At 67.4% G+C, this 17,251-nt stretch carries 15 protein-coding genes; 6 read left to right on the forward strand and 9 right to left on the reverse strand.

What is annotated here, in order from left to right:
* Positions 1 to 18: 18 nt before the first annotated feature.
* Positions 19 to 1,116, forward strand: a complete 1,098-nt coding sequence (gene hisC / locus ACP7AB_RS05660; protein ID WP_425989105.1) for a histidinol-phosphate transaminase — start codon at positions 19 to 21, stop codon at positions 1,114 to 1,116.
* A 6-nt stretch (positions 1,117 to 1,122) separates the two neighbouring features.
* Here hisC and ACP7AB_RS05665 read toward each other — a convergent pair whose 3' ends face one another.
* From ACP7AB_RS05665 to ACP7AB_RS05680, 4 genes are read right to left on the reverse strand one after another with little or no spacing between them, the layout of a single operon-like run.
* On the reverse strand, positions 1,123 to 1,860 hold the full coding sequence (locus ACP7AB_RS05665; RefSeq protein ID WP_425989103.1) for a lysophospholipid acyltransferase family protein: 738 nt from the start codon (positions 1,858 to 1,860) through the stop codon (positions 1,123 to 1,125).
* Entirely contained in the window at positions 1,857 to 2,507 is a 651-nt protein-coding gene (locus ACP7AB_RS05670; protein WP_425989101.1) for a YdcF family protein, read from the reverse strand. The genes ACP7AB_RS05665 and ACP7AB_RS05670 overlap by 4 nt, the downstream gene beginning before the upstream one ends.
* Before the next feature lie 9 nt (positions 2,508 to 2,516).
* Positions 2,517 to 3,449 (reverse strand): cell division protein FtsX, encoded by a 933-nt coding sequence (locus ACP7AB_RS05675; protein ID WP_425989098.1) that lies wholly within the window; start codon positions 3,447 to 3,449, stop codon positions 2,517 to 2,519.
* The gene (locus ACP7AB_RS05680) at positions 3,446 to 4,156 is read right to left on the reverse strand and encodes a cell division ATP-binding protein FtsE (protein WP_425989095.1); all 711 of its coding nucleotides are present in this window, start codon (positions 4,154 to 4,156) and stop codon (positions 3,446 to 3,448) included. Before ACP7AB_RS05680 ends, ACP7AB_RS05675 begins: the two co-directional genes overlap by 4 nt.
* Positions 4,157 to 4,233: 77 nt before the next feature.
* Here ACP7AB_RS05680 and ACP7AB_RS05685 point away from each other — a divergent pair, with 77 nt between their 5' ends.
* Positions 4,234 to 5,145 (forward strand): zinc-ribbon domain-containing protein, encoded by a 912-nt coding sequence (locus ACP7AB_RS05685; RefSeq protein WP_425989093.1) that lies wholly within the window; start codon positions 4,234 to 4,236, stop codon positions 5,143 to 5,145.
* Positions 5,138 to 5,671: a phosphoribosyltransferase gene (locus tag ACP7AB_RS05690; RefSeq protein ID WP_425989091.1), complete on the forward strand. Its 534-nt coding sequence runs from the start codon at positions 5,138 to 5,140 to the stop codon at positions 5,669 to 5,671. Before ACP7AB_RS05685 ends, ACP7AB_RS05690 begins: the two co-directional genes overlap by 8 nt.
* On the opposite strand, the gene recQ is transcribed toward ACP7AB_RS05690, so the two are convergent.
* Both recQ and ACP7AB_RS05700 read right to left on the reverse strand, forming a co-directional pair.
* Positions 5,668 to 7,539 (reverse strand): DNA helicase RecQ, encoded by a 1,872-nt coding sequence (recQ, locus tag ACP7AB_RS05695; RefSeq protein ID WP_425989089.1) that lies wholly within the window; start codon positions 7,537 to 7,539, stop codon positions 5,668 to 5,670. The genes ACP7AB_RS05690 and recQ overlap by 4 nt on opposite strands.
* An 84-nt stretch (positions 7,540 to 7,623) precedes the next feature.
* Positions 7,624 to 8,736 (reverse strand): class I SAM-dependent methyltransferase, encoded by a 1,113-nt coding sequence (locus tag ACP7AB_RS05700; protein WP_425989086.1) that lies wholly within the window; start codon positions 8,734 to 8,736, stop codon positions 7,624 to 7,626.
* Positions 8,737 to 8,932: 196 nt separating this feature from the next.
* Between ACP7AB_RS05700 and ACP7AB_RS05705 the strand changes: the two genes are divergently transcribed.
* On the forward strand, positions 8,933 to 9,961 hold the full coding sequence (locus tag ACP7AB_RS05705; RefSeq protein WP_425989083.1) for a class I SAM-dependent methyltransferase: 1,029 nt from the start codon (positions 8,933 to 8,935) through the stop codon (positions 9,959 to 9,961).
* Here the strand turns inward: ACP7AB_RS05705 and dapD are convergent.
* Genes dapD through argB form a run of 3 tightly spaced genes read right to left on the reverse strand, consistent with a single transcriptional unit; the run spans position 9,958 to position 12,427 of the window.
* Positions 9,958 to 10,830, reverse strand: coding sequence for a 2,3,4,5-tetrahydropyridine-2,6-dicarboxylate N-succinyltransferase (gene dapD, locus ACP7AB_RS05710; protein WP_425989080.1), 873 nt, complete (start codon positions 10,828 to 10,830; stop codon positions 9,958 to 9,960). The genes ACP7AB_RS05705 and dapD overlap by 4 nt on opposite strands.
* On the reverse strand, positions 10,827 to 11,504 hold the full coding sequence (locus ACP7AB_RS05715) for a pyrimidine 5'-nucleotidase (RefSeq protein WP_425989078.1): 678 nt from the start codon (positions 11,502 to 11,504) through the stop codon (positions 10,827 to 10,829). Before ACP7AB_RS05715 ends, dapD begins: the two co-directional genes overlap by 4 nt.
* Complete coding sequence (argB, locus tag ACP7AB_RS05720; RefSeq protein ID WP_425989452.1) at positions 11,501 to 12,427, reverse strand: acetylglutamate kinase; 927 nt, start codon at positions 12,425 to 12,427, stop codon at positions 11,501 to 11,503. Before argB ends, ACP7AB_RS05715 begins: the two co-directional genes overlap by 4 nt.
* Before the next feature lie 133 nt (positions 12,428 to 12,560).
* Between argB and ACP7AB_RS05725 the strand changes: the two genes are divergently transcribed.
* Positions 12,561 to 13,412: a class I SAM-dependent methyltransferase gene (locus ACP7AB_RS05725; RefSeq protein WP_425989076.1), complete on the forward strand. Its 852-nt coding sequence runs from the start codon at positions 12,561 to 12,563 to the stop codon at positions 13,410 to 13,412.
* 206 nt (positions 13,413 to 13,618) lie between these two features.
* Positions 13,619 to 17,221: a M10 family metallopeptidase C-terminal domain-containing protein gene (locus tag ACP7AB_RS05730; protein ID WP_425989073.1), complete on the forward strand. Its 3,603-nt coding sequence runs from the start codon at positions 13,619 to 13,621 to the stop codon at positions 17,219 to 17,221.
* The last annotated feature ends 30 nt before the right edge of the window (positions 17,222 to 17,251 follow it).

Genomic DNA, 17,251 nt, shown 5'->3' on the forward strand with positions numbered 1-17,251 from the left:
TTCCGAAAGACCGACCTCATGACCGAGATCAACGCGCCCGCGCCCAAGCCGGGCATCCTCGACATCGCCCCCTATGTCGGCGGCAAGTCGTCGATCGTCGGCATCGCCGAGCCGATGAAGCTGTCGTCGAACGAGAACGCCCTGGGTGCCGGGTCGAAGGCGCGCGAGGCCTATGAGGCCGCGATCAAGAACATCCACATCTACCCCGACGGCCGCGCCACCAGGCTGCGCACGGCGGTCGCCGAACACCACGGGCTGGAGCCCGAGCGGCTGATCTTCGGCAACGGGTCGGACGAGGTCTTCGCCCTGCTGAACCAGGCCTATCTGACGCCGGGCGACAATATCGTCACCGGCCAGTACGGCTTCCTCGCCTACCGGATCAGCGCTCTCGGCTGCGAGGCCCAGGTCAAGCTGGCGCCGGAACCGGGCTACAAGGCCGAGGTCGACGCGCTGCTGGCCGAGGTCGATGAGCGGACCAGGATCGTCTACGTTTCCAACCCATCGAACCCGACCGGCAGCTACAATTCGGGCGAGGAAATCCGCCGCCTGCACGAGGCCCTGCCGTCACACATCGTTCTGGTCATCGACGAGGCCTATGCCGAGTTCGTCACGGAGGCCGACTGGGAGACCGCCTTCCCGCTGGCCCGCGAGGCGGCCAACGTGGTCGTCACCCGCACCTTCTCCAAGATCCACGGCCTCGGCGGCCTGCGCGTCGGCTTCGGCTATGCGCCGATTGGCGTGGCCGAGGCGGTGGACCGCATCCGTCTGCCGTTCAACGTGTCCATCCCCGGCATCGAGGCGGCGACCGCCGCCCTTGGCGACGAGGCGCACCAGAAAGCGTCGCGCGAGATGGTCCAGACCTGGCGTCCGCGCCTGACCCAGGCCATCCGCGGCTTCGGCTTCGAGGTCCTGCCGAGCGCCGGCAACTTCGTCCTGGTCCTGTTCAGGGACGAGAAGCGCAACGCCGCCGCCGCCAGCGACTACCTGAACTCCAAGGGCATCATCGTTCGCCCGGTCGGCGGCTACGGCATCCACGACGGCCTGCGCATCACCGTCGGCACGGAGGACCAGAACCGCGCCGTGATCGACGCCCTGAGCGAGTTCGCAGCGAGCTGAGGCGCGCTATCGCTGGGCGCGCGGCGCTCTGCTGCCTGAGGCCTGAAGCAATGCGTTCGACGCCGTCTCGATGCGCAGTTCCAGCTCGGCCATGAAGGGCGCCCGCTTCATGTTCGCCTCGATCGGCGGCAGGAATTCATAGACGACCGTGCCCGGATAGCGGCGGAAGCCATGGGCGGGCCAGTGAACCCCGGCGTTGGTCGCGACGGGCGTGCAGGGCAGTTCAAGGTCGCGGTACATGGCCATCACGCCGGGCTTGTAGTCGGGAACAGCGCCGACCGGGGCGCGGGTGCCCTCCGGGAAGATCCAGATCTGGCGACCCTCGGCCGAGCGCGCCCGGGCCTGTTTGACCATGTCGCGCAGGGCCTTGGACGCGGCGGACCGATCCACGGAGATCATCTTCGTCTTCCAGGCGAACCAGCCGAAGAAGGGCAGGATCATCAGCTCCTTCTTGGTGATGATGCAGGGATCGGGCAGCACCACGAAGGGGATGATGATGTCGAGCATGCCCTGGTGCTTGCAGGCCAGGAGCGCGCGGCCGGTCGGGCGATGTTCGAGTCCGCGGAACTCGACCTTGATGTCGGTGATCCAGTCCAGGCCCAGCAGAACGGAGCGGGCCCACATCTGGACAACGCCCAGGGCGTAGCGATGCGGCAGCACCAGCGCCGGCGACATGCCGACTGCGAAGATCGCCAGCGACAGATAGAGCCAGGCCACGAAGACCAGGGAGCGGATCGTGTTCACTGGCTGTCGGCTTTCCGGGCAGGCGCTTCATCGGTGGGTGTTTCGACGGCGGCCCGCTCGTCGTGGCCGGTGACCCTGTGCACGGTCTCCCGGCCGAGGACGGCGAGGTATTTGACGTATTCCAGCGTCATCCGTCTCGCCGTGACGGCCGCCCGCCACCAGCGCGAGTTGTCCAGCGACGGCGTCGAGACGGCATAGGGCGTCAACTCCAGATCCGGCGCTGCGCTGCGCAGCTCCAGAATGGAACGGGGCATATGGTAGTCGGAGGTGACCACGATCAGGCTGTCATAGCCCCTGGCGCGGGCCCAGGCGGCGATTTCCTGGGCGTTGCCGTTCGTGGTCTCGGCCTCGAAGCCCAGGTCGACGCAGCAGTTGAACAGGCGGTTGGACCCCGGCGTCAGTTCGCGCAGTTCCTGGCGGCGGACCTCGCGGTTGACGCCTGAGATCAGGACCCGCTCGCCCTTGTCCTGTTCCAGCAGGCGGATGGCGACGTTGACACGCTCGGCGGAAGGGCCGGTCAGGGCGACGATGCCGTCGGCGCGCGCAGGCTCCGGTGCGGGCGTGAAGCCGCGCACCCGGTCGGCGAAGGCGAACAGCCCCACCAGCCAGATCAGGGCCACGATCCCGACAAGCGCCAGAAACTTCATGCTGAATCTCTAGCCGCCGACCTGGGACGCGCCAAGTCTCGCCATCGCCCGTCCGGCGCCAAGTCGCGCCGCGACAAGCGCCACCGTAGCGGCGACCAGCGGGCAAGGCGAGAGCATCAGGATATCGGCCCAGGCGACGGGCAGGGCGGGGGTCAGGCCTTCGGATCCGCCGAGCGCGCGCAGGAGGGCGAGCAGGGCGATGGCTGTCGCCGTTCCGGCCGCGCCGGCGACCAGGGCCAGCAGGGCGTAGCGGCGCTGGAACAACCAGGCGATGGCGGCGTCGGTGGCCCCGGAGAGGCTCAGGGTCTCGATCACCGATCGGCGCGCCTGGATGCCCGCGCGGACGGCGTAGATGATGGCCGCCCCCGCCGCGAAGGCCGTGGTCAGGAAGGCCGCGAGCGCCAGGACGGTGATCAGGGTCGCCGACCGTTCGACCTCGCCGCGCCACAGGCTGTGGTCGTCGACCGTCGCGTCCAGCCCTGCCTCGGCCAGGGCGCGGCCCAGGGTCAGGGCGCTGGCGGGCGCGCTGCGGTCCAGGCGGACGGTGACCAGATAGGGCAGGGGCAGGTCGGCCAGCACGGCTTCGCCCATCCACGGGCGCAGCAGGGCCTCGGCGGTCTCGCGGTCCATGGCGGCGGCCTCGGCCACGCCGTTGACGCCGGCCAGGGTCTCGGCGGCGCGGGCGGCTGCGGTGGCGCCGCTCTCACCGACGCGCGGACGGACCTGGACCGTGGCCTCGGCTCGCAGTTCCCGGGCCCAGCCGTGCGCCGCCCGGTCGGCGGCAACCGCGCCGACGGCGGCGAGGCAGGCGAGGAAGCAGAGGACGGCGATGACCGCGGCCAGCCAGCGCTCCCCGGCCGCGTCGCGCGGCAGGAGACCGCTCTCGGGCCGGACCGGTCGGGCTCGCGGGCCGGAGCCGAACAGGGTGGACCAGCGGATCATGTCGCGACCCCCGAGATGCGGCCGTCGCGCAATTGCAACCGGCGCGCGCCCGACCGTCTGGCCAGATCTTCGTCATGGCTGGCGATCAGGACGGTGGCGCCCAGCCTGTTGAGCGCCTGGAACAGTTTCAGCAGTCGGTCGGCCATGGCCGGGTCGACGCTGCCGGTCGGTTCGTCGGCCAGGATCAGGTCCGGTTTGGCCATGACGGCGCGGGCGATGGCAAGGCGCTGTTTCTCGCCGCCGGACAGGGCGGTGGGCAGGGCGTTGGCGCGATCGCCCAGCCCGACCCAGGCCAGCATCTCCTCGACGTCGGCGGCGTAGTCGCTGCGTTTGCCGCCCCGCACCCGCAGCGACAGGGCGGCGTTGTCGAAGACGCTGAGGTGATCCAGCAGACGGAAGTCCTGGAACACGACTCCCATGCGCCGACGCCAGGCGGGCCGGTCGCGGGCCGTGATCCCGGTGACGTCCTCTCCGAACAGGGCGATGCGGCCTTCCCCGGGCCGGTCGGCGAGGGTCAGAAGACGCAGCAGCGAAGACTTTCCCGCTCCCGACGCGCCGGTAAGGAAGTGGAAAGAGCCACGCGGCAGGATGAGGTTAACGTCACGGAGCACGCCGGGCGATTCGGCATAGCCGAACCCGACCGCCGACAGGCGGACGGTTTCGGGCGAAGGCGCGGATTCGGCGGCGCGACGGGGCGACTGAGGCATCGATTGTTTTCGTTAGGACCGGACCGCATTGCGTTCCGACAGGAGGGGGCCGGCGAGCGGCCTCGCAGTCAGCGACCATGATACTGACCTGCCCGTCCTGCGCCACCAGCTATTTTGCCCCCGACGGCGCCATTCCGCCAGGCGGCCGCAAGGTGCGTTGCCAGTCCTGCGCCCATGTCTGGCACGGCATGCCCAGCGACGAACCGCTGGAGCTGACGGCGGCCAGCGAGCCGATCCTCGCTCAGGAGCCCAGGAGTTTCGAGGACGCGCCGCCGGTCTCGCCCGAGATCCCCGCGCCCGAACTGCCCAAGGCCTTTCGTGCCCGGGCCGAACAGCAGCGTCGGCTGCGCCGAGCCGCGACCCACGGCGCGGTCTGGGCCGGTCTAGCCAGTATGTTCGTCGGCCTGATCGGCGCCGGCTGGCTGTTCCGGGTCGAGGTGGTGGAACTGTATCCCCGCGCCGCGGCCGCCTACGCCATGGTCGGGACGCCGGTGAACCCGACCGGGCTCGAGTTCGAGGCCCTGACCGCCAAGGCCGTGGCCGAACGGCCGGACATGGTGATGGTGTCCGGCGCCCTGAGGAACGTCAGGGAGCGCGAGATCGTCGCGCCGCCGGTCCGGGTCGCCCTGCTCGACGCCCACGGGGCCGAGGTCGGGTATGCTCTGATCGAGCTGGACGGGGCCCCCGTCCTTCCGGGCGGGGTCCAGGGCTTCGCGGCCCTGATCCGCGACCCCGGCGCGCACGGCGTCGATGTCGGCGTCGATTTCGCCAGGGCGGGAGCCGGACCGGCCGCGCCTACGGAGGCCGCGCCCGCCGCCCACGTCCGGCCCTTGCCGACGCCCGACGAACACGGTCTGCGGCCCGCCATGATCGAGGAGGCGCCCACGATGCATGCCGAGCCGATCGACGCGACTCCGGTCCCCGCCGCGCCGGCGCATGAGTCTATCGACAGCCATGGGGCCGAGGCGGTATCCGCCTCGCATGGCTGAAGCTCCCCCGACGCCCACCGTCCTCCTTTCCGAAGCCGAGATCGGCCGGATCGTCGCCGATCTGGCCGAACGGATCGCGCCGGTCATCGACGACGAGACCGTGGCGGCGGTGCTGCTGACCGGAGGGCTGTGGTTCGCCGCCGACCTGACGCGGGCCCTGTCGCGGATCGGACGGAATGTCCGCTTCGACGCCCTGTGGCTGGCCTCCTACGGCGATGCACAATCGAGCCGGGGCCGGATCGACGTGCATGCCCCGTTCCAGCGGTCGCTGACGGATCGCAAGGTGCTGATCCTCGACGACGTGTTCGATACCGGCCTGTCGCTGGCCGAGGCCGTGCGGCATGCGAGGGAGGCAGGGGCCGCCGAGGTCGTGACCTGCGTCTTCGCCCGCAAGCCCTGGCCGAAGCCCCGCGCACCCGAGCCGGACTTCGTCGGCTGGGAGGCGCCGAACCGGTTCCTGGTCGGCTACGGCCTGGACCACGCGGGCGCCCTGCGCGGCCTGCCGGACATCTGCGCGCTGGATTAGGCGTCCGCCAGCGCGGCCAGAACCCCCTTGCCGTAGCGGTCGATCTTGGTCTGGCCGACGCCGGAGATGGCGGCGAGCGCGTCGAGCGAGCCGGGTTCGCGCTGGGCGATCTCCAGCAGGGTCTTGTCCTGGAAGATGACGTAGGGCGGGACGTGCTGTTCGGCGGCGCGGTCGCGGCGCCAGGCGCGCAGGGTCTCGAAACGGGCGCGGACGTCGGCGTCGAGCGCCTCGACCGCGGCGTTCCGGTCGTTGCGGGTGCGGTTCCTCGGGCTGGCGGATCGGCCGGTGTCGGAGCCCGGCGGGGTGCGACGGACCTCGATGGCGATCTCGCCGCGATAGACGGCGCGGACACGTTCGGCGTCGCCGAGGCCGACCAGCGGCTTGCCGTCGTTGGGATCCTCCAGCAGCAGGCCTTCGAACATCAGGTGGTCGACGACGTCGCGCCAGCCGCCCAGCGAGATCTCCTTGCCGATGCCCCAGGTGGAGAGGTCGCTCTCCCACGGCTGGACCTCCTTCGTCTTGCCCAGCAGGTGGTCGACGATCCGCCCCTTGCCGAAGCGGCCGCCGAGGCGCTGGACGGCGGCGAGCGCCTTCTGGGCCGGGACGGTGGCGTCATAGAGGGCGGGCGGGTCGGAACAGACGTCGCAGACGCCGCACGCGCCGGCGTCGGTTTCTCCGAAATAGCGCCGCACGGCCTGGGGCCGGCAGGTCGCGCCGTCCAGCATGGCGAACAGCTGGCGAGCTTTCCGCGTCTGGACCTGTTTGACCTCCTCGGCCATCGGGCGACTGTCGAGACGCTTCAGGGTCCAGGCGATGTCGGAGGGGCCGTAGAGGGTGATGCCCTCGGCCGGTTCGCCGTCGCGTCCGGCGCGGCCGATCTCCTGCCAGTAGGCCTCGAGGCTGCCCGGCGGATCGGCGTGGATGACGAAGCGGACGTCGGCCTTGTCGACCCCCATGCCGAAGGCGATGGTCGCGACCATGACGGCGCCGTCTTCGGCCAGGAACCGTTCGAGCCGCTTGTCGCGGTCCTGGCCCGGCATGCCTGCGTGATAGGCGATGGCGTTGGTCCCGGCGGATTTCAGGGCGTCGGCGACGCGTTCGCAGCCGTCGCGGCTGCCGCAATAGACGACGCCCGACTGGCCGCGTCGGGCCCGAACCAGTTCGATGACGTGGGCGTCGGTCCTGGCGCGGGAGGCGCTCTCCTTGCGAATGGCCGAGAGCTGCAGGTTCGGGCGGGCGAAACTGTCGACGAAGACGGCGGCGCGCTCGAGGCGGAGCGAGGCCAGGATGTCGTCGCGGGTGCGGGCGTCGGCGGTGGCGGTGACGGCGATGCGGGGGACGCCGGGGAAGAGTTCGCCGAGGCGACCGAGGGTCCGATAGTCGGGGCGGAAGTCGTGGCCCCACTGGGACACGCAGTGGGCCTCGTCGATGGCGATCAGCGACAGGGGCAGGTCGCGCAACCGGTCGGTCAGGGCGCCGGAGGCCAGGCCTTCGGGCGAGACATAGAGCAGGTCCAGTTCACCGGACTGCGCCGCGCGTAGGACATCGGTGCGCTCGTTCAGCGACAGGCCGGAGTCGAGCCGGGCCGCCGCCACCCCCTGCTGCTTCAGCGCCTCGACCTGATCGGTCATCAGGGCGATCAGGGGGGAGATGACGAGGCCGAGGCCGGGGCGCAGGATGGCCGGGATCTGGTAGCAGACGCTCTTGCCGCCGCCGGTCGGGAGGACGGCGAGGACGTCGCGGCCGGCCATGATCTCGGTGACGACCCTGGCCTGCAGCCCCCGGAAGTCGGCGTGGCCCCAGACCCGCTCCAGCGTCTGCCGCGCGGCGTCGAGGCCGGGCGGGGAGGTGGGTGAGTCGGCGAGCATCGGCGGTTTGTGCCCGATCCATTCCGGGGTGTCACGCCGCTGTGGGAGGTTCCGCCCGCCTGGCCCGCGAGATCGCGTCGGCGGCTAGATCTTCTTGAACCAGAAAGAGGCTCCGTAGAGGTTCAGCGTCTCCAGCGGGCCTTTTCGGAGAGCCGAAGCGGCGCGCTCGAACAACGCGGGGTCCCGGTGGGCGAACCAGCAGGGGAACAGGATTTCAAATCGATTCTCGCCGAACAGCAGAGCAGTGGCCAGTAGATATTGCTCGTTCCACAACCGATCCACGTGGCCCGAAATGTAGTCGTCGGGCAGGTAGATGTCATGGACATGGAGAATGACCCCCGGCTTCACACGAGGAAGGATTTCCATGAAGAAGACTGTGACGTCCGATCCCTGGAAGCTGCGGTGTGAACTGTCGAGAAACAGGATGTCCCCCGGCTCGAGCGCTTCGAACAGGCTGAGATCGGTCTCTTCCAGAGGTTGCCGAATGACCTGATCACACAGGGTGTCGATTTCATTCCGGGGCTGAGGATCGATGGACGTGAGATGGGTTTTGAGGCCGTAGAGTTCGACTGCCCGGCGGGCGACCTTGGTCGAGACGCCTGACCCGATCTCGACAAAGCGAGGGGGGGCGAACTTCTTCAGGAAGTGCGTCAGAACCATCGTGTCGAGCGGAGGGAACCAGGCGTTTATCCAGAAGGGATCCCGGTCGTCGTAGCTTCCGCCCAGAGGCACTGCGGTGAAGTCTGACTGCAGCCCCCTCATGTCGTCGATGACAGCTTCGTAGCGACGACGCCCCTTTTCGATGATCCCGGTCAGTTCAGGATGGGACGGTCGGCCTGCGCCGTAGCGGATCGTCGCGCGGTAAGGATAGTCGAGAGCGTTGAACTCGCGCGTCCTGTCGTCGGTGCTGAAGATCGGCGGAGCGCCGGGGGCTCCGAGCGCGACCGCGAGATCCGAGCGGATTCCCCAGTCCTCGGGATCCGAGGCCGCAGCAGCCCTGAGCATCTCGAGCCCCTCGTCCGTGCGCCCCAGTTTTACCAGGGCGACACCGAGAAATCTCTGTGTCGGAGCATGTCCTGGAGCCTGGACGAGCACGCGTCTCAGGCCGAGTTCGGCGTGATTGAGCAAGTGATCCCGAATCCAGGCCACGCCTTGATTGAAGGGCTTCTGGAGCGGCTTGGGCAGTGTTGACGGCATGGGGGCTTTTAAAGGTGGTGGAGTTCAAGAAGGCAAGCACAGGATCGCCTTTGGCCCGCTTGACCGGACGAGCGGGCTCGCCGCCCCACCGGTCCTTGAACGATGCGGCCTTCCATCGCCTGCGGCGCGGTTACCGTGCCACAGGTGAAAAACCCTGTCGGCCTTGTCGTGCCGGCTCCAGGGTTTAGGTTGACTCATGCTCTCGATGAACCTCGCCGACCGGACGCATCCCCGCCCGCCCGCCTGGGCGCAGGCCCTGTTTGCCTCGCCTCTTGTCGCGGCAGGAGACGCGGGTGACGCAAGGATGTGGGCCATCGAAGATCCGATGTCGAAAGCCACGGTAACCGAGCAGTTCACGGTCCATGCAGGCGAATACGACAACCGCTATGGCCATTCGGAGCACTTCCTCCGCCTGTTCAGAACGGCGTTCGCGGCGGCCGGAGTGGCGCTTCCGGCGTGCCCGACCATTCTCGATCTGGGCAGCGGATCGGGCGTCAACTCGGTGCTGCCGTGCCTCGAGCTTTTCGATGATCCTGCTATCGTCGCCACCGACCTCTCGCCGCAGCTGATCGGCATGCTGGCGCGCCGCATCGCCAACCACGGCCGGGCTGCCCGCGTTCTGCCGGTGGTGATGGACGCGATGTCCGACCATGTACAGCCCTGCCGGTTCGACCTGGTGACAGGCGCCGCCATTCTTCATCACCTGGAGGAGCCCGAACGTTGTCTCGCCGCGGCCCTTCGAGCGCTCAAGCCGGGGGGCACGGCGATCTTCTTTGAGCCGTTTGACGGCTACTGCCTGCTGCGGCTGGCTCACCAGAGGATTCTCGCAGAAAGCCGCCACCTGCCGCTCAATCCCGTTATTGCCGAAGTGCTGAGCCGAATGATCGCCGACACTGCGGCCCGCACCCGGCCGGACTCATCGTCGGCCGCCTGGCGGGGGCTTGACGACAAGTGGCTGTTCTCGCGGGAGTATATCGAAACCGCCGCTTCGGCTGCCGGCTTTGCGCGGGTCGCCCTGGTACCCCACAGCGACAATTCCCGCCTGTTCCGGAACTTCGGCAATATCCAGCTCGGCCTGGCGACCGGTCGATCCGACCTCGCGATGCCAGCTTGGGCGAACGGCATCCTCGACGAGTTCGACGACGCCATCACCGCTGCGGGAAAGCGGGCGATGATGCTGGAAGGGACGGTCGTGTTGACCCGAGGGCCCGACCTGAGCCTCTAGTCCCGCAGCAACTCGTTCACGCCGGTCTTCGCCCGCGTCTGGGCGTCGACGCGCTTGACGATGACGACGCAGTAGAGCGACGGGCCGCCGTTGGCGTCGGGGAGGGTTCCCGGGACGACGACGCTCCAGGCGGGGACCTCGCCGCGCGTGATCTCGCCCGTGGCGCGGTCGACGATCTTCGTCGAGGCGGAGAGATAGACCCCCATCGACAGGACGGCGCCCTCGCGGACGATGACGCCCTCGGCGACCTCGGCGCGGGCGCCGATGAAGCATCCGTCCTCGATGATGGTCGGGTTGGCCTGAAGCGGTTCGAGAACGCCGCCGATGCCGACGCCGCCCGACAGGTGGACGTTCCTGCCGATCTGGGCGCAGGAGCCGACGGTGGCCCAGCCGTCGACCATCGAACCCTCGCCCACATAGGCGCCGATGTTCACGAAGGACGGCATCAGGATGACGTTGCGGTCGATGAAGGCGCCCTTGCGCACGATCGAGCCGGGGACGGCGCGGAAGCCGGCTTCCTTGAACTCGTTGGCGGTCCAGTCGGCGAACTTGTTGGGCACCTTGTCGTACCAGGGGCCGACGGCGGGTACGCCGCCGCTGGAGGAGGGCGCCGACAGGCCGCGCTCGCCGGCGCGCATGATCTCGTTGTCGTTGAGGCGGAAGGACAGCAGCACCGCCTTCTTGAGCCACTGATGGGTCGTCCAGACGCCGTCCGGGGCGCGCGAAGCGACGCGGGCCTGGCCGGAATCCAGCAGGTCGATGGCGGCGTCGACGGCCTTGCGGGTCTCGCCGTGGGTCGAGGGCGACAGGTCGGCGCGCGCCTCCCAGGCGGATTCGATGACGGCTTCGAGCTGGGCGTGATCGGTCATGCGGCCTCCTTGAGGGCATAGGGGGTCAGGAAGTCGAGCAGGTCGGGCGCGGTGGCGTCGATCCAGTCGCCGGTCGCCAGCCCCCGGGCCGCAAGGTGTCCGGATGTGGCGATCAGCACGGTGGTCATGCCCATGGCCTTGGCCGGCTCGAGGTTGCGCGGCGTGTCCTCGAAGAAGACGGCCTGCTTCGGGTCGATGCCGAAACGCTCGAGGAAATGCCGATAGGTCGAGGGCGCAGGCTTGGGCGTCAGGTCCATGTCCTCGATGGCGAAAACACCGTCGAACAGGGCTGTGACGCCGATCCGGTCCAGGACGCGCGAGGCGTGGCGGCGCGCGCCGTTGGTCAGGACGAACTTGCGGCCAGGCAGACGGGTGAGGACCTCGGCCAGACGCGGGTTCGGCTCCAGCGAGTCCAGGGGCACGTCGTGGACCTCGCGGAGGAAGGTCTCCGGATCCACGGCGTAGTTGGCCATCAGCCCGGCCAGGGTCGTGCCGTGTTCGTTCAGGAACTGACGCTGTAGCGTCCTGGCTTCGTCGGCGGGCAGGCCGACGGCGTCCACCATGAAGGCGTTGATCCGGCCCTGGACGAGACCCATCACGCCCTGTTCAGGCGGATAGAGGGTGTCGTCGAGGTCGAAGACCCAGGCGTTGATGCTCGAGAGATCGAGGCTCACGCCTTCACCAGGGTGCCCGCACCGTATTCGGTGAACAGCTCGACCAGCATGGCGTGGGGACGACGGCCGTCGAGGATGACCACGGCCTCGACGCCCGCGCGGACGGCGGCCATGGCGGTCTCCAGCTTGGGGATCATGCCGCCGGAGGCGGTGCCGTCATCGATCAGGGCCTGGGCCTCCGCGACCGTCATCTGGCGGATGATCGCTCCCGTCTTGTCGAGCACGCCCTTCACGTCGGTCAGCAGCAGCATGCGTTTGGCGTTCAGCGACCCCGCAATCGCGCCGGCCACGGTGTCGGCGTTGACGTTGTAGGTCAGGCCGTCCTCGGAGACGCCGATCGGGGCGATGACGGGCACCCAGTCCTCGGTCTCCGAGGCGATCAGGCCCGCGATCAGCTTGGGATCGACCTTCGTCGGCTCGCCGACGAAGCCGAGATCGACCTCGTGCTCGATCAGACTGTCGGGGTCGCGCTTGGTGCGGGTGGTCTTTTCGACGGTCAGCAGGCCGGCGTCCTTGCCCGACAGGCCGACGCCACGAACGTCGGCCTCGCGGCCCGCGACCGTGATCCAGTGGGCGATCTCTTTGTTCACGGCGCCGGACAGGACCATCTCGGCCATGGCCATTGTGTCCTTGTCGGTCACGCGCAGGCCGTCGATGAAGCTCGACCTGACGCCCGCCTTGTCCAGCATGGCGCTGATCTGCGGCCCGCCGCCGTGGACGACCACGGGGTTGACCCCCATCAGCTTCAGCAGCACCACGTCGGCGGCGAACTGCCTGGCCACGGCGACTTCGCCCATGGCATGGCCGCCGTATTTGATGACCACGGTCTCGCGGTCATAAACCTGGATATAGGGCAGGGCTTCGGCCAGCGTCTTCGCCGTGGCCCAGCCCCGTTCCTCGGATTGCCGGTCGTTCTCGTCCATGGCGGCGCTGATACCGGTGAGGCTTCGCCGTGTCACGGCCCAACCGTGGCGCATCGCCCTTGATCCAATGCAATCAGTTGTGCAGACAGTCCATCCGTCAGGTCCTGCGGGACGACGCGTGCAGGATTGAGTCATGGACAGAACCGACAAGATACTGGCCCGTATCCCGGATGGCGGTCGGATCCTGGAGTTTGGTCCCAGTTTCGCTCCGGTTGTCCCGAAGGCCGTTCGGGAAAATGTCTTCACGCTCGATCATGGCGATCAGTCCGAACTTCGGGCGAAGTATGAGCCGTTGGGCGTCGACATCAGCAAGATCGAGCCTGTCGATTTCGTCTGGAGAGGCGGGCCGATCGACGAGGCGATCCCGAGAGAGCTTCACGGTACCTTCGATGCGGTGATCGCCAGCCATGTTCTTGAGCACATCCCCGATCCGATCCGCTTTTTCCAGTCCGTCGGAGTGCTGTTGAAGGACGGTGGCGTACTGTCCCTCGCCAATCCGGATCAACGCTACTGCTTCGACCTGCTCAAACCGACCACGACATCGGCTGACCTTTTGGAAGCCTATGAACTGAAGCGCGACCGTCATACGCGCAAAGCCTTGCACTATCTGAATTATTTCAGCGTCAACAACAACGGCGCAGGCGTCTGGGGGGTCGGTGACACGATCGGCGAACTGACGTTGAACAATCCCGCCCTCGGCTATATCCCGCCCCAGCCGGGCGAGGACGACGTCTACACGGACTGCCACGCCTGGTTCTTCACGCCGTCCAGTTTCGCCCTGATCGTGCTGGAGCTCAGCGCGCTGGGTCTGGTCCCCTTCAAGACCGAAGACATGTTCGAGCCGTGGGGCTGCGAATTCTACGCAAGCCTGGTCAAGGGCCCGGGACCGGATCCCAGCGCGATAGCCGCTCAAAGGCTGGAGTTGCACCACGGGATGCGAGAGGAGATGCAAGCCCAGATCGAGACCTGGGCTCGGACCCGATAGACCTGTATCCTTCCAGATACGGAACGCGACTTGGAGTTGTCCGGGCGGGGCGGGGAACAGTCCTTGAACTACGTCCTGTCTTGGCCAGCAACCGTACATTTGCCGACTCGCGAGAAGTTGTAACTATGACCGCTGCAAGTGGCTATATTGGCTGATAGATCAGCTGCGAGACGACCTCGGGGCGCGTCAGAGCGGAGCAGCGGCGCATGTCGAATTTCGAAGGTGGCGGTCAGGCTGACGGCGTGCAAGGCTTTGCTTATAACCTGAGTGGCAGATGTTCTTGCGGATGCGGCGGATCCGCACATGTCGTTGTCGATGATGGACAGCTCCTGCCATTCAACGGCCTGAACGGCGACGACCGCGGCGGAGGTGTCGTACAGCCGAACGGAAAGGTCTCGTTCGACACGAACGAAGCCGCCGTGCAGTTGACGCGCTCCGGACTCAGCTGGGCGACCGGACTGGGCCAGGCCGTCACGGTTACCTATGCCTTCCGGTCGACCGCGCCGGGCACCTTGCCTACGGACGTCGCCGGCTTCTCGCGCTTCACCGAGGCACAGATCAACGCCACGCTTCTGGCGCTGGCCTCCTGGTCGGACGTGGCCAACATCACGTTCCAGCGCGTCACTACTGACGGTGCCTACAGCAACAACGCCACGATCCTGTTCTCGAATTACGCTTCGGGCGAGGCGGGTTCGGCCGCCTTCGCCTATCTGCCAGGCTCCGCCTCGACGACGTCGAACGCCGGTGACGTCTGGGTCAACGTCTCACAACCTTCCAATGCCAACCCGGTTCTTCTGGCCTACGGACAACAGGTCCTGACCCACGAGATCGGGCATGCCATCGGCCTGTCTCACCCCGCCGCGTACAATGCGGGCGAGAACGTCACCATCACCTATGCCGCTGACGCAGTCTACTACGAGGACTCGCGACAGTATACCGTGATGAGTTACTTCGCTTCAACGAACACCGGTGCGTCTCTGGGCGGAAACTTTTCTTCCGCACCTCTAATGGACGACATCGCTGCGGCTCAGCGTCTCTACGGCGCCAACATGACGACTCGCACCGGTGACACGGTCTATGGTTTCAACTCAAACGCCGGCCAGCCTTGGTATTCCGCCACGAGCGCCACGAGCCCGCTCGTCATGGCGATCTGGGACGCGGGCGGGACCGATACGCTCGATGCATCGGGCTATTCGCAGAACCAGGTGCTTGATCTTCGTCAGGGCGCCTTCTCGGACCTGGGCGGTCTGATCGGGAATGTCTCCATCGCCTACGGCGCGGTGATCGAAAACGCGATCGGTGGAACCGGCGCTGACACCATGTTCGGCAATTCCGCCAATAATCGGCTGACCGGCGGCGGCGGCAACGACACGATAGACGGCGGGCTGGGTGACGACATCGCCGTCTACACCGGCGCGAGCTCGGCCTACACCATCACCTATCAGGGCCAGACGGCGATCATCACTGGTCCCGACGGCGTGGACACTCTGAGGAATGTCGAGCGGGTCCAGTTTTCGGACCAGACCTTGGTTCTGGCCGCTCCTGTCGGTGGAGTTTCGATCACCGGCGACGCCGCCGACAACACGATCCAGGGCACCGGGTTCGCGGATAGTCTCTACGGTCTGGGCGGCAACGATATACTGAACGGACTGGACGGAGCCGACCTGCTCGACGGCGGGGCCGGGAACGATCGCCTCTCGGGCGGGGCCGGGACCGACACGCTCCTCGGCGGCGCCGGTGCCGATACCCTCGACGGCGGCGCGGACTTCGACTGGGCCTACTACACGACATCGACCTCGTCCGTGACGGTCGATCTCGGGACGGGGCGCGCCACGGGCGGGGCGGGCAATGATGTCCTGTCGAATATCGAGGGCGTCTGGGGCTCACCTGACATGGATCGGCTCGTCGGCAACGGCCAGGCGAACATTCTCAACGGCGGCGGCGGCAGCGATGTCCTGATTGGCGGCGGCGGCAACGACACCCTTATCCTCAGCGGGACCCCGACGGTCGTGGCTGCTCCGGACATCATCAAGGGATCCGCAACGGCAAACGCCGCGAGCGGGACAGCCATCTCGCTGGACGGCGGCTTTGACAAGGATGCAAGGACCGGGGTCGCCAACCCCACGACCATTCCGCATGCCACGGTCGTCGCCACATGCCACGGCGGTCTTGAGTATTACTCGGTCACCCTCGCCGCAGGCGCGTCTTTGACGCTCGATATCGACAACGGCAGTTTCGACACCACCCTGCGGCTGTTCAATGCGGCGGGGATCGAGCTGGCCTCGAACGACGATGCCAATCCCGACGGCGGCGAACGGACGGATTCGCAGATCACCTTCACAGCGACCACGGGGGGCGTCTACTACATTCAGGTCGGTCAGTGGTCGACCGGATCCGGCGCAGACTTTACCAGCGTCGCGCCCCCCTTCGGCGGCACCTACACGCTCCACATCTCGGCTTCGGGACACGACTTCATCACCGCGGCCCCCGTCGGCTCGACCCTGGATGGCGGCGCCGGCGACGATACGCTCACGGGCGGCTCGGCCAACGATATCTTTATCGGCGGTAGCGGCAGCGACATGATCACCGGCGGGGCCGGAATCGACACCCTGATCCTCGACCAGGCCATGGGGAACTACGTCTTCAGCTCGCTCGGGAACGGGATCTGGACCATCCTCGATCCGCAGGGCGGCCTTGATCGTGTGGACGTGGAATGGGTTCAGGCCGCAGGCTCCGGACCGATGGCGATCGCGGTTGCGGCCGCCGGCAACGGGTTCGACCCGAACCGTTACATCGCGGGCTACAACGATTTGCTGGCGGTATTCCGCAGCAATCCCTCGGCGGCCTACGACCATTTCGTTCGCTTCGGCCAAACCGAAGGCCGATCCGCGACGGCGTTCGACTCGCTGGGCTACATCGCGAGTCAAGCCGACCTGATCCGCGTGTTCGGACCGAATGCGGCAGCGGGCGCCGCCCACTATGTTCAGTTCGGCTCGCTGGAGGGTCGAGGCATAACATTCAACGGGCTGGCCTATTCCGCCAGCAACCTGGACCTGGCCCGCATTTTCGGCGGCGACCAGGACGCGGCGACGCGCCACTATATTTCGTTCGGGTTCAACGAAGGGCGGGCCACCGCCGGGTTCGATGCCGTCGGCTATCTTCTCAGCAATCCAGACCTAATCGGCCTTGGGGCTGGCGGGGCTCTCACTCACTGGCTCGCATACGGCGCCGACGAAGGTCGCCCCGGCGATGCGATCTTCGGACGCGAGCAGACGAGCCATGCGCTGACGGGCGGACTCACCAACGGCAAGATTGATTCCGTGACCGATCGCGACTGGTTCTCCGTGCAACTGACTGCGGGCCGGCAGGTCGTGCTCGACCTGGTGGACCAGCCGAACGGGCCAGGGCTCATGAGAGGCGGTACGGTCCAGCTGTACAATGCCAATGGGACCCTGGTCGCCTCGCTGCCGAATGCTGCGAACGGAGAATTGACTTACGTTCCGACGAGCAGCGGAACTTTCTATATGGCTGTTTCGGGGGTCAACGGCGGAACAGGGGCCTACGACGTGCGGATCACCGGAACCTTCTCCGCAGGCCCCGCGATCGACGGGGACGCCGCCGAATCCTCGGCTGCCCCGGCGGATCCGCACGCCGATGCCGTTCTCGCGCAGTTCGCCCTGATGGCCGCCGCGAGCGCGTTTGAATTCGATCTCGCGATCGTCCGAACGAATTGGAGCGACTGGAGCGAGAACATGCCCGCTCACCTGCAGCCGGATCCGGTTTTGTCGCTTTCCGAATGGTTTGCCTGACTGGGGCGAAGCGGCGACTGCCGCCTTGGT

Origin of the sequence: Brevundimonas sp. TWP3-1-2b1, assembly GCF_049896165.1 — a bacterium.
Classification (GTDB): Bacteria; Pseudomonadota; Alphaproteobacteria; order Caulobacterales; family Caulobacteraceae; genus Brevundimonas; species Brevundimonas subvibrioides_B.

Coding starts and splice junctions, on each gene's coding strand:
- hisC (WP_425989105.1), top strand. CDS start 19: ATGACCGAGATCAACGCGCCCGCGCCCAAGCCGGGCATCCTCGACATC.
- ACP7AB_RS05670 (WP_425989101.1), bottom strand. CDS start 2,507: ATGAAGTTTCTGGCGCTTGTCGGGATCGTGGCCCTGATCTGGCTGGTG.
- ACP7AB_RS05675 (WP_425989098.1), bottom strand. CDS start 3,449: ATGATCCGCTGGTCCACCCTGTTCGGCTCCGGCCCGCGAGCCCGACCG.
- ACP7AB_RS05680 (WP_425989095.1), bottom strand. CDS start 4,156: ATGCCTCAGTCGCCCCGTCGCGCCGCCGAATCCGCGCCTTCGCCCGAA.
- ACP7AB_RS05685 (WP_425989093.1), top strand. CDS start 4,234: ATGATACTGACCTGCCCGTCCTGCGCCACCAGCTATTTTGCCCCCGAC.
- ACP7AB_RS05690 (WP_425989091.1), top strand. CDS start 5,138: ATGGCTGAAGCTCCCCCGACGCCCACCGTCCTCCTTTCCGAAGCCGAG.
- recQ (WP_425989089.1), bottom strand. CDS start 7,539: ATGCTCGCCGACTCACCCACCTCCCCGCCCGGCCTCGACGCCGCGCGG.
- ACP7AB_RS05700 (WP_425989086.1), bottom strand. CDS start 8,736: ATGCCGTCAACACTGCCCAAGCCGCTCCAGAAGCCCTTCAATCAAGGC.
- ACP7AB_RS05705 (WP_425989083.1), top strand. CDS start 8,933: ATGCTCTCGATGAACCTCGCCGACCGGACGCATCCCCGCCCGCCCGCC.
- dapD (WP_425989080.1), bottom strand. CDS start 10,830: ATGACCGATCACGCCCAGCTCGAAGCCGTCATCGAATCCGCCTGGGAG.
- argB (WP_425989452.1), bottom strand. CDS start 12,427: ATGGACGAGAACGACCGGCAATCCGAGGAACGGGGCTGGGCCACGGCG.
- ACP7AB_RS05725 (WP_425989076.1), top strand. CDS start 12,561: ATGGACAGAACCGACAAGATACTGGCCCGTATCCCGGATGGCGGTCGG.
- ACP7AB_RS05730 (WP_425989073.1), top strand. CDS start 13,619: ATGTCGAATTTCGAAGGTGGCGGTCAGGCTGACGGCGTGCAAGGCTTT.